The organism is Alteromonas sp. G5_S2_22_S1, from assembly GCF_054968525.1.
Window position 1 is genome coordinate 89897 of sequence record NZ_JBQKUJ010000016.1, and the last position, 12318, is coordinate 102214.

Genomic DNA, 12318 nt, shown 5'->3' on the forward strand with positions numbered 1-12318 from the left:
TAGAGGCATAACACTGAGACGTACTTTTTATGTGGACTGTTCCAAACTGTATTACTTTATTTCGAGTAATCCTTATTCCTGTTTTTGTCGTTGTATATTTTCTTGATTGGAAGTGGGCGCATGAAGCCGGCGCATTTATCTTTTGGTTAGCCGCCATCACTGACTGGTTCGATGGCTATCTCGCTAGAAAGCTTGAGCAATCTACCCCCTTTGGTGCGTTTTTAGATCCAGTAGCCGATAAGCTTATTGTTGGTGCTGCGCTACTTATGATCACGCATAGTTATGCGACACTTTGGATAACGATACCGTCTATTGCGCTTTTAGTGCGTGAAATTTACGTGTCTGCGCTACGAGAGTGGATGGGATCGAATGGTGTAAGAGATGCAGTTAAAGTGTCTTTTATTGGAAAAGCAAAAACAACGGCTCAAATGTTAGCCTTAATTGGGCTCTTATCGGGCCTTGAAACCTTTATGGGCTTTCCAATTTATTGGGTTTCTCTAGGTTATATTCTTTTATATCTCTCTGCAGTGCTGTCAATTTGGTCAATGTTTGTTTATACAAAAGCAGCGTGGCCACACCTTCGAGGAAGTGCAATAAAGTAAAATTGATCGCGGTTTAATCAAAGTGAATAAAAAAATAGCAAACGATCATAAAAAACCGCATTTATCTCAATTTAAACACTTTTTTGTGTTGACAGTTTTGAATGGGTAGGTAGAATGCACCCCACATTTCGAGAGGACATCAACCAAACGAAATGGTCGATTAAGACGTGCGGGAATAGCTCAGTTGGTAGAGCACGACCTTGCCAAGGTCGGGGTCGCGAGTTCGAATCTCGTTTCCCGCTCCAATCTCTTAGAGAGAGGTTTTAATCACGCGCCAGACGCATCTGGCGGAATGGCAGAATGGCTATGCAGCGGATTGCAAATCCGTCTATCTCGGTTCGACTCCGGGTTCCGCCTCCATACGCTGCAACGCAGCATCAGGTTCTACGCCTGACACCTTTGCTGAAAAGCAACCCGATGCCCGGGTGGTGAAATTGGTAGACACAAGGGATTTAAAATCCCTCGCTGGTAACAGCGTGCCGGTTCAAGTCCGGCCCCGGGCACCATTTCTTAGTCTTACATCGTCTTTTGCAGTCTTTTCAGCCCAGTAAAAACAAGCCTTTCAGGGTATTTGATGTATTCGGTTGTCTTACCTTGTCTATTGAAATCTACGCATAAGTGGTGCTACTGTTGGTGCTATCTGGGTTCAATTCTACTTGGTAGCACCATATGCCACTCACAGACCGTGCTATAAAAGCCATCAAGCCGGCTGACAAAGATCAGTGGGTATCTGACAAAGATGGGTTACGCTTATTGGTTAAATCCAATGGTAACAAATTCTGGCGTTTAAAATACCGGTTTGCGGGTAAGCAAAAAACGTTGGCGTTGGGCTCCTATCCTGAGACCCCACTTTCTAAAGCTCGTGAGTTGACGATGCAAGCCAGACTAACTATTAAATCCGGTGTCGATCCAGCTGCAGAAAAACGTGAAAAGGTAAGAGAGGAGCAACGCTTAAACGAAGATTTGTTCATGAACGTTGCCAGGGAGTGGTGGGAACAACAAAGCGGAGGATGGACAGAGAATCACGCGAGACGCGTTTGGCTTCGCTTAAAAGACAATTCGTTTGCCTCATTAGGTAAGCGCCCCATATCTACCATACGCCCACGAGATGTAATCGAAACGGTAAGGGACATTGAAAAACGCGGGGCGTTAGACGTTGCACAGCGTGTACTCCAAGATATCGGACGCGTATGCCGCTACGCTGTTCAGACTGAACGGATTAACTTTAACCCAGCGAGTGAATTGAGTGATGTACTGAAGTCTCGTAAGGTTGAGCACCGGGCTTCACTACCAAGAGAGCAGTTACCTGCGTTTGTTAGAGCTTTGTCCACTTATGAAGAAAAGGGCAGACTGCTAACCAAGTATGCTATTCAGTTGCTGGTGCTGACATTTGTTCGCCCAGGCGAGCTTCGTGGTGCAAGGTGGGAAGAGTTTAATTTTGATGACAATATTTGGCGTATTCCTGCAGAGCGTATGAAAATGAGGAGCGAACATATTGTTCCACTCTCCAAACAAGCGCTACAAGTCATTGAGTTGATAAAGCCTATTACTCAACAATATCAGCTTCTATTTCCGTCTGAACGTGATAGAAATGATCCAATGTCCGATAACACAATGCGCAGAGCAATATTTAAGCTTGGTTACGACGGAACAAAACCTGGTAAAGCAAAAGCCAACCCACATGGATTTAGAGCAACTGCATCGTCCATCCTCAACGAACAAGGGTTTAACCCTGATGCGATTGAACGACAGCTTTCCCATATGGAAAGAAATGGTGTTAGGGCTGCGTATACTCACCATGCAAGGTATTTGGATGAGCGCAAAGACATGATGCAGTGGTGGGCTGATTATGTTTTCAGAAACAATCTTTGATCGAATTGATAATGATGCACATTATCAATTAGAGTCTAGCAATTTCACTATGACTTTTGATTGGTAAAACTAAGAATAAAAAAGTACAAGTAATTAGAAAATACATGACATTGATAAAACTGAAAGACCTCGAAGCACATTTATGGCACGCAGCCCACATTATAACGGGCCCCATCGATGCTTCAGATTATAAAACGTATATTTTCCCTATCCTCTTTTTCAAACGAATATGTGATGTGTACGACGAAGAATTTGAAGAAGCAATGAAACAGGTCGGCGATGAAGAGCTTGCTCGAGCAGACATGTTTCATAGTATTCAAATCCCGGCCTCCTTTCACTGGAAGCAGGTATTTGCCCATACAAAAGACATCGGACAGGCATTGAAAGAAGCCTTCAGGGGTATAGAGTTAGCTAATCCTCAATTGCACGGTATTTTCGGTGATGCAAGTTGGACCAATAAAGAACGGCTTTCTGATGAACTACTATCAACACTTCTCAATCATTTCAATAAAGTAAATCTTGGTATCTCCAGTGTTCGTGATGATGACATGGGGCGGGCTTATGAATACTTGATTAAGCGTTTTGCTGATAAAGCCAATAAAAAGGCAGGTGAGTTCTATACACCACGTACTATCGTTAGATTGATGGTAAATATTTTGGACCCTAAAGCAGGAGAAAGCGTTTACGATCCTGCATGTGGTACTGGCGGTATGTTGCTAGAAACTATCCACCACGTTAAAGAAAATAGTGGCGATCCACGCTTATTAAAAATTAAAGGCCAGGAAAAGAACCTCACCACCGAAGCTATTGCTCGAATGAATCTGTTCCTTCATGGACAAGAAGATTTTGAGATAGTACGCGGCGATACGCTTCGAGAGCCCAAGTTTATTCAAAACGACCGTCTCGAAACATTTGATTGTGTAATCGCAAACCCACCGTTTAGCTTAAAAGAATGGGGTTATGACCTTTGGGCAAACGATCCTTATGGGCGAAAGCAGTATGGTTTAGCACCTAAAACAAACGGTGACTTTGCTTGGGTTCAACATATGTTCGCCTCATTACATGACAAAGGTCGTATGGCTGTGGTTTTGCCTCATGGCGTTTTATTTAGGGGAGGGGCAGAGGGTAAGATCCGTGAACAGCTTTTAAAAGAAAACCGCATCGAAGCAATCATCGGTGTAGCGTCAAACCTATTTTATGGCACAGGTATTCCAGCCTGTATTTTGATGTTACGCAAATCGCGTCCTGCCAGTCATCAAGATCATGTACTTATCATCAATGCGGAAGAAATCTTCACCAAGGGACGTGCACAGAATACCCTTTCAAATGACCAAGCGGACGAGATTTATAACATCTATCAACAACAAGAGTCCAAAGGCCCTGGAGTAAAGGAAGTTGAAGGTGTTGCGCGCTGGGTGAAATTGAGTGAAATAGAAGAAAACGACTTCAACCTCAATATTGCTAGATATGTTCAAAAGCCTCTCGAGGAAGAAACCTTAACTGTGGAAGAATCATTGGCTGATTTTCGTAGCAAGCTTACTGCGTTGGAAAAAGCAGAGGATGAATTGGAAGCGCTGCTGAGAAAAGAAGGGTTTGAACTGTGAGTACAATGAACAAGAAAAAGTTAGAAGATTTACTATGGGGCGCAGCTGAATTCCTACGCGGCCAAATTGACGCTTCCGATTACAAACAGTTTATTTTCCCTTTGTTGTTTTATAAGCGCCTGTCGGATGTATATCTAGAAGAATACACCGAAGCCTTGGAGATCCATGAAGGCGATGCAGAATACGCCTCCATGCCAATGCATCACCGCTTTGATATTCCGCAGGAAGCTCGCTGGGAAAAAGTGCGCCACACCAGCAAAAACATTGGTGAAGCCATTCAAAACGCACTGCGTTTAATTGAAGCCAGCAACCCGCGCTTACATGGAGTGTTTGGTGATGCCCAGTGGACCAACAAAGAACGTTTACCCGATCACCTGCTATCTGATCTGATTGAGCACTTCAGTAAAATTCCGCTGGGGATTAAATCGGTTGCTCAGGATGATCTGGGTGAGGCTTACGAATACCTAATCAAAAAATTCGCCGACGACTCCGGCCACACCGCTGCTGAGTTTTATACCAACCGTACAGTCGTGCATCTGATGACGCGCATCATGGGCTTAAAGCCCGGTGAAACGGCTTACGACCCAACCTGCGGCACCGGCGGAATGCTGCTAAATGCGGTAATGGATTTACGCTCTCAGGGCAAAGAATGGAGATCAGTGCATCTCTATGGACAAGAAGTGAATCTGCTCACTTCGGCGATTGCACGAATGAATATGTTCCTGCACGACATTGAAGAGTTCGATGTGCTGCGCGGCGATACCTTGGCGGAACCCAAGTTTATTGAAAACGACCAGCTCAAGCAGTTTGATGTGATTTTCGCCAACCCGCCATACTCCATCAAAAAGTGGAACCGCGACAAATTCGCCGCTGACCCTTACGGCCGCAACCTCTACGGCGTACCACCGCAGGGCTGTGCCGATTATGCGTTTTACACCCATATCATAAAAAGCCTGAAACCCGACACTGGCCGCGCCGCCATGCTCTGGCCACACGGCGTGTTGTTCCGTGATTCCGAGCAAAGCATCCGTAAACAAGTGATTGAGTCGGACATTATCGAGGCAGTGATTGGCCTTGGCCCAAACTTGTTTTACAACTCGCCGATGGAATCCTGCGTGGTGGTGCTCAACTGCAATAAACCCGCCGATCGTAAAAACAAAGTGCTGTTTATCAACGGTGTGGAGCACGTTACCCGCGAGCGCGCCCACAGCCGCTTATCGGATGATGATTTGGCTGTGTTGTGCGAGGCTTACTTTACACCTGAAAAGCAAAGCGACTTCACCGCTTTGGTCGATATCGAAACCATCAAAGAGAACCTCTACAACCTGTCGATTCCGCTCTATGTGCAGGCACAAAAAAATGGCGAAGTGCACGATATTGAACATGCCATCGAGGCATGGAAAGTCAGCCGAGTGCAATTGAAAAAACAGACCAATAAGTTATTTAAAAGCTTAAAAGAGCTTGGTTTTAAAGTTAACGGTGAGGACGTGCAGTAATGAGTGAAAAACAAACCGTTAAATTTGGTGATATTTGCCGCGAAGTAAAACTCACCACCAAAGACCCGATTGCCGATGGCTACGAACGCTACATTGGCTTGGAGCATTTAGATTCTGGTTCGCTAAAAATTAAACGCTGGGGCATGATTGCCGAGGATAATCCGAGTTTTACCCGTGTGTTTAAAAAAGGGCATATCTTATTTGGCAAACGCCGTCCTTACTTAAAGAAGGCGGCAATTGCCGAGTTTGATGGAATTTGTTCTGGTGACATTATTGTAATGGAACCAAAAGGCAGCTTCCTGGAAGAAGGCTTATTAGCCCATATTGTGCAATCAGAAAAGCTTTGGGAAATAGCTTCTAAAACCTCATCTGGTTCTTTGTCTCCTAGAACAAAGTTTAAATCTTTGGCTGACCTTGAAATTAACCTGCCAAACCCAGAGGAACAGAAGTCGATCCTTGATATTTTGGAAAAGATCGAAAGCGCAAATTACTACTCTGAAGGGCTCAGCAATACGTCGGAAAGCGTTGAAGATTTATTGCTTATAGATGCAATTAATAAGCTAGAAAGCAAGGATTGTCCGATTGAAAAGTTGGCAGATGTATGTGAGGTCATTACTGTTGGTATCGTTAATAAACCAGCAGAATTGTATTGTGATCATGGCATACCAGCTTTACGGTCACAGAATGTCAAGAGAGGCTATATCTCGTTAGAGAATATGGTTTACATAACTCACGAAGGGCATAGCAAACATAAAAAATCTCATTTGAAACCAGGCGATGTTGTAGTTGTAAGAACAGGATACCCCGGGACCGCTAGTGTAATTCCTGAATCGCTAGAGGTTTCTAATTGTGTAGATATATTAATTGTACGGCCTGATTTAGAAAGAGTTTTACCGGAATACTTGTGTGCATATATCAACAGTCCTCTCGGAAAGGGGCAGGTGTTAGAAGGCGCTGGAGGGTTGGCGCAGCAGCACTTTAACGTTAAGGAGCTGAAAGGAATGCTCGTGCATGTACCGGATTTAGTAACTCAGCAGCGCATTGCTGAATGTGTGAACTCTATTGTTGAAGTGGTTTCTTCTAGCGATATAAACAGTGCTCGAAGAAAGAGTTTAGAAACCTCATTGAAAAGAATGTTTTGAGGAAAGTATGTTTAACGAACAAACCGTCACAGAAAATGGAATTATCGACCGCTTAAAGGTTTTAAGCGGAGTAAAGTGGACTTACTGCCACGGTGAGAGCCTGCCCAAACAAGCGCAGGATATCTTCGTTGATGATTGGCTGAAAGACGCGTTGTGTTCGTTAAACCCCGATATTGCCAAGCAGCCGGATTTTGCAGATGAAGTCATTCATAAACTCCGAGGTGTAGTATATGAGGCTCGGTATACCGGTTTAGTAAAAGCTAATGAAAACTTCCATGAATGGTTAATGGCCGATAAAACCTTGCCCTTTGGCGAGAATGGCGAACATATCACTATCAACCTGGTTGATTTCGACAATATCAGCAACAACCACTTTGTGGTGTCTCAACAGGTGCACTATATCGCGGCGACTGAAGTCTATTTTGATATTGTGCTTTATGTGAACGGCATTCCACTTGTGGTGGGCGAAGTGAAAACCGCCACCCGCCCCAGTGTTACCTGGCAAGACGGAGCCGCCGATTTTATGGGCGGTAAAAAGTACTACTGGAAGAACGTTGAACCCTACTTTGTGCCCAACCTGCTATGTTTTGCCAGTGAAGGAAAGACCTTTGCTTATGGTGCCATCAACGCCCGGGTAAAAGATTGGAGCCCATGGCACAGAACTGACAAACGAGATGAAGTCCTGCCAGGCATGGCATCAGTATTGGAAAGTTGTGAGGGTTTATTAAATCCACAAACGCTTTTGCAAATGCTAGAGTCCTTTGCTTTGTTTTCGACGGTGAAAACAGGAAAGAATTCACCTCCTAAAAGAGTCAAAATCTTACCTCGATATCCTCAGTTCGAGGCTGCGAAACAGATTGTTGAGCGAGTGCGCCGAGGTTATCCCAAAAAGGGGCTGATTTGGCATTTCCAAGGCTCAGGAAAGTCATTGTTAATGCTTTATGCTGCAAAGATGCTACGTGCAGATAATGAACTTAAGAATCCAACCGTTTTAGTGGTTGTTGATCGAAGAGATTTGGATAGCCAGATTAGCGAAACCTTTGGCGGGGCTGATGTTAGAAACCTTATTAAGGTACAGAGTTGTCGGAAGCTAGGCGAGCATATTGAACAAGACAGCCGCGGTATTTTGATAACAACTATCTTTAAATTTAAAGATGTGGAAATCGATGAAAGCAATCCTGACGGATTAAACAGCCGGGAAAACATCATTGTTCTGGTTGATGAGGCTCACCGCACTCAAGAAGGAGGCTTAGGCGAGAAAATGCGCTGGGCGTTACCAAACGCGCATTTCTATGGCCTAACCGGTACACCTATTTCAGGAATAGATCGAAATACATTTAAGCTGTTTGGGGCAGAAGAAGACCCCGGCCGCTATATGAACCGCTACAGCTATAAGCAGTCGATTAGAGATGGTGCAACAAACCCTGTAAAGTTTGAGCCTCGATTGGCAGAGCTGCGAGTCGATCGTGAAGCTATCGACAGAGAGTTTGAAGAATTAGTCCGGGAAAATCGTCTCGACGATGAGGAAAAAGCGGCACTTTCAAAGCGTGCAGGTAAGCTAGCCCTAATGCTAAAAGCACCCAAGCGAATGGCTGCTGTTAGTGAAGATATAGCTGAACACTTTACCAGCCACGTTAAGCCTAAAAAGATGAAAGGTATGGTCGTAGTATATGACCGGGATGCCTGTGTTCAAATGTACTATCTGCTAGGTGAAAAGCTAGGATTTGATGCGGTCGAAGTGGTAATGAATGTTGATCAGGCGCCTGTCAAAGCGTTAGAGGGTGATAAGAAAGATAAGGTTAATAAGGACTGGCGAAAGTGGCATGATGAATTAGAGATACCAGTCAAGCAAAGTGACTTTGAAAAATGGCAGCATATCGATGCCGAAGAACAAACTCAGAAAGATCTTATCGAAAGTTATAAAGATCCAAAGCATCCACTTCAGTTGATTATTGTTACTGCAAAATTACTCACCGGTTTTGATGCTCCAATATGTTATTGCATGTATCTGGATAAGCCTCTTCGTGATCATACGCTTTTGCAAGCAATGTGCAGAACGAACCGCTTATATGAGACTAATGAAACCAGAAAAGACATGGGCCTCATCATTGATTACCTGGGTGTCTTTGAAAACTTACGAACAGCTTTGGCCTATAACCCAGACGAAATAGATGGTGTTGTGGAAGGTATCGAAGCCTTTAAAGAACTTTTACCGAGTCAGCTTGAAAGGTGTTTAGCCTTCTTCCCAAATGTTGATCGAACCCTAGAAGGGTTTGAGGGAATAATGGTTGCACAAGAATGCTTACCCACCAATGAAAAACGTGATGAATTTGCTCAAAGCTTTGGAGTACTTACAAAGCTATGGTCTGCAATTAACCCAGATATTTTCTTAAACCCTTATCGAAAAAATTATAAATGGCTTGCCCAGGTTTATGAGTCAGTGCGCCCGGTTGGACAAACAGGAGCTTTAGTGTGGGCAGCTTTGGGTCCTGAAACCATCAAAATGATTCACGAGCACACTGATATTAATCGTATTCGGGATGATATCGATGAGCTTGTAATGGATGAACATGCCATTTTTACTCTGACTGAAAAGGAACAGGAACAAAGAGCTAAACGGATTGAAATAGATCTGATGGGCCGTTTGCGAGGCAGTGATGATCCTAAATTCGTGGAGCTGGGTGAAAGACTTGAAAAACTTCGACAAGATTATGAATCTGGCGTAATCAAAGCGATAGATTGGCTAAAAGGCCTGTTGGACACTGCGAAGGATACCGTGCAAGCAGAGCGTGAGACTGGCGAAAAGATTGTAACGGAAGAAGACAACAAACAGGCGTTAACAAAACTATTCTTAGAAACCCGACCAGAAACAACGCCAAAACTAATTGGTGATGTTGTCGAGCAGATCGACAAGATAGTTAAAGCCACAAGGTTCGAAGGCTGGCAGAACTCCAATAGCGGCCCCAGAGAAATACAGAAGGCACTAATGGTAACTCTCGCACAGTTCGGCCTGGGAAGAGATAAAGAGCTATTTAAGAAAGCCTACAGTTACATTGAAGAGCATTATTGATGGACTTTTTTGTTATAAAGTACCCTAATAAAATAAGTACTACGAGAAAGAGCGCTGCATATCTTGTTATTGATAGTTGGGATGATTACAGCTTTTCTACGCTATTCACTCTATTTGTTGTGGATGACGCATTACAAAAGACAGAAGTAGGTACAGTAAAAATAGGTTTTCTGGGGCAAGATAGAAAACCAAAACCACAGACATCTGCATTAATCAATGAACCATTTCAACAGTTGGATGACCAATTTTTCTCATTAGGTCAAGATGTAGAATACTACAAGTCTCTTAACTCTTTAGATGAGGAGTTAAAAACTGAAATTCTCACAGCTCTTCGTGACATTCCGTATCTTAATATTCTAAAAGAAGTAGAGAACGAATCAGTTTTCGAAGATAGTTTATTGAGAACTGTGAGTAAGCAATCTATCACTGAACAATTCACAAGAGTGATCAAAGGGGATGCGGCGTTAACTAATTATAACTTCTCATTTGAAATTGTGGGTACAACTGAGCAAGCAGGTTATAAACTCGACTTTGATGTTGATGCCGAATCAAAACCAAGTACAAACATCCATGTGATTATTGGTAGAAACGGTGTGGGTAAAACCACATTATTCCATAAGATGATCGAATCGTTACACGTGGGGTATGATTCGAATGACGCGATATTTAAAGATACATCAGGTAGAAGAGAAAGAGATCTTCACGAAGAATATTTTGGTGGTACTGTCTCCATCGCTTTTAGTGCGTTTGACCCATTTGAGCCGCTAGAAGAGCAACCTTCTAAAGACAAAGGCGCTTGCTATTTTTATGTTGGATTAAAAAAAGTGTCGGCCAACCGATTAAAAGAGGGTGAAGAAACTCCGTTAAAAACTATCAGTGAAATTAATCACGAATTTGTATCTGCTTTAGGTAATTGTTTTAGTCAAGTGGAAAAGAAAAAACGATGGTTGAAAGCAATACGAATGCTGGAATCAGATGAAAATTTCGCAGAGATGCAACTTGGAAGGTTAGTAGAACTGACTTCAACTAAAGAAGTAAAAAAAGCAGCTCTCCACCTCATTTCAAGGATGAGTTCAGGTCATACAATCGTTTTATTGTCTATAACTCGATTAGTACAATTAGTTGAAGAAAAGACTTTAGTGTTAATCGATGAGCCTGAAAGCCATCTCCATCCTCCATTGTTATCAGCCTTTTTAAGGGCTTTAAGCGATTTATTATACAGTAGAAACGGGGTTGCAATAATAGCGACGCACTCACCAGTTGTTTTACAGGAAGTGCCACGCAAGTGTGTATGGAAACTAAATCGAGTTGGATTAGAAATGGGCTACAATAGACCCGAAAAGGAAACATTTGGAGAAAATGTTGGAGTTTTGACTCGAGCCGTTTTCGGTTTAGAAGTTTGGAAGTCGGGCTTTCATTCGCTATTACAGTTAGAAGTTGATACTGGTGCAACGTTTGATGAGATAGTCGACCGTTTCGATGAGCAACTTGGAGTTGAAGGCAGGGCAGTTCTTAAATCTCTAATCTTGGATAGAGATAACAAGAACATATGAAACGACTAACGTTACCAAATATTCAAGATGATGATGTGTTAGAAAAAATAATAGCCGGGATCACAGGAATTCCTGATTTAGCTGATAAAGTTCGGCAACAGAGTGAAGATATCTTAAGTGCTAACCAGCAGTACACGGCTTTGGGAAGGTCTGGTGACTTGTATACACTTCCAGCTGTAATCGATGATGATAACACCGACATTATAGGAACATTGAAGAAGCAGGATTTTCTAAAACTTTATGAAAACTATTTTGTAAAGAAATCAAAACCGGCCAGATGCATTTATGACAAACTCATGGTTGCAGCAAATGAGCGCTGTCCATTTTGTGGCGGCATCGGAAGACCCCGTAATTTAGATCACTATCTTCCCAAAGCATGCTTTCCCCAGTTTTCGGTGTCAACCGTAAATCTCATTCCTGCTTGTAGGGATTGTAACATGGACGGTAAAGCAGATGCTTTTGCTAGAGAAGCAGGAGATCAAGTTCTTCATCCATATTTAGACCAAGACAAGTTTTATAATGAACAGTGGGTGACAGCAACCTGTACGATTGATTTTGATGGTATTGGGTTAGTCGAATATAGTGTTTCTCCCCCTGAATATTGGTCAGAGAATGATAAAATAAGAGTCACAACACACTTTGAATCATTTGAAATCGCAAAGATATATTCTAGAGAGGCTGCGACACGAATAACTACATTTGTTACTCAAATTAAACAATTGCTTGATCTCGGAATCAATGAAGATGAAGCAAAGGCTATCATACTTACTCCGCCCATAGAAAACGCTCCATTTATAAATCATTGGGAAAGGCTAATGTGTTTGGCCTTAAATCAATATTCGTTTACTGCATAAAGTAAGCGTGTGGTAAACAGCAGCCTCTAGGGGTGATGAAATGAAATCTCAGTATGAATCTCTACCAATTAACTAGACACTTCCCAACTTTCATTAATCATGAAATGGCTGAAACCTCTAATTAT

8 protein-coding genes and 3 tRNA genes are annotated in these 12318 nt (G+C 42.8%); all 11 read left to right on the forward strand.

All coding sequences use genetic code 11. The annotated features are described in order from the left end of the window. Window positions 1-29: 29 nt before the first annotated feature. The 11 genes from pgsA (at window position 30) to ACTRWF_RS15835 (ending at window position 12193) form a co-directional block, all read left to right on the forward strand. Entirely contained in the window at window positions 30-602 is a 573-nt protein-coding gene (pgsA, locus tag ACTRWF_RS15785; protein WP_015067300.1) for a CDP-diacylglycerol--glycerol-3-phosphate 3-phosphatidyltransferase, read from the forward strand. Window positions 603-771: 169 nt separating this feature from the next. Beyond that, window positions 772-847, forward strand: a tRNA-Gly gene (locus ACTRWF_RS15790). A gap of 41 nt (window positions 848-888) precedes the next feature. Beyond that, window positions 889-962: transfer RNA gene (locus tag ACTRWF_RS15795), tRNA-Cys, on the forward strand. Between the two features lie 59 nt (window positions 963-1021). Then, a tRNA-Leu gene (locus ACTRWF_RS15800) sits at window positions 1022-1108 on the forward strand. Window positions 1109-1271: 163 nt separating this feature from the next. Further along, complete coding sequence (locus tag ACTRWF_RS15805; RefSeq protein ID WP_462835829.1) at window positions 1272-2474, forward strand: phage integrase central domain-containing protein; 1203 nt, start codon at window positions 1272-1274, stop codon at window positions 2472-2474. Window positions 2475-2578: 104 nt separating this feature from the next. Next, window positions 2579-4078 carry an N-6 DNA methylase gene (locus ACTRWF_RS15810; RefSeq protein WP_462835830.1) on the forward strand — a complete coding sequence of 500 codons (1500 nt, stop codon included), beginning with the start codon at window positions 2579-2581 and terminating at the stop codon, window positions 4076-4078. Between the two features lie 5 nt (window positions 4079-4083). Further along, window positions 4084-5574: an N-6 DNA methylase gene (locus tag ACTRWF_RS15815; protein ID WP_462835835.1), complete on the forward strand. Its 1491-nt coding sequence runs from the start codon at window positions 4084-4086 to the stop codon at window positions 5572-5574. Further along, window positions 5574-6716 carry a restriction endonuclease subunit S gene (locus tag ACTRWF_RS15820; RefSeq protein WP_462835831.1) on the forward strand — a complete coding sequence of 381 codons (1143 nt, stop codon included), beginning with the start codon at window positions 5574-5576 and terminating at the stop codon, window positions 6714-6716. Before ACTRWF_RS15815 ends, ACTRWF_RS15820 begins: the two co-directional genes overlap by 1 nt. Window positions 6717-6723: 7 nt before the next feature. Beyond that, entirely contained in the window at window positions 6724-9786 is a 3063-nt protein-coding gene (locus ACTRWF_RS15825) for an HsdR family type I site-specific deoxyribonuclease (protein WP_462835832.1), read from the forward strand. Next, complete coding sequence (locus ACTRWF_RS15830) at window positions 9786-11339, forward strand: AAA family ATPase (RefSeq protein WP_462835833.1); 1554 nt, start codon at window positions 9786-9788, stop codon at window positions 11337-11339. Before ACTRWF_RS15825 ends, ACTRWF_RS15830 begins: the two co-directional genes overlap by 1 nt. Then, window positions 11336-12193: an HNH endonuclease gene (locus ACTRWF_RS15835; protein WP_462835834.1), complete on the forward strand. Its 858-nt coding sequence runs from the start codon at window positions 11336-11338 to the stop codon at window positions 12191-12193. Before ACTRWF_RS15830 ends, ACTRWF_RS15835 begins: the two co-directional genes overlap by 4 nt. Window positions 12194-12318: the final 125 nt, after the last annotated feature.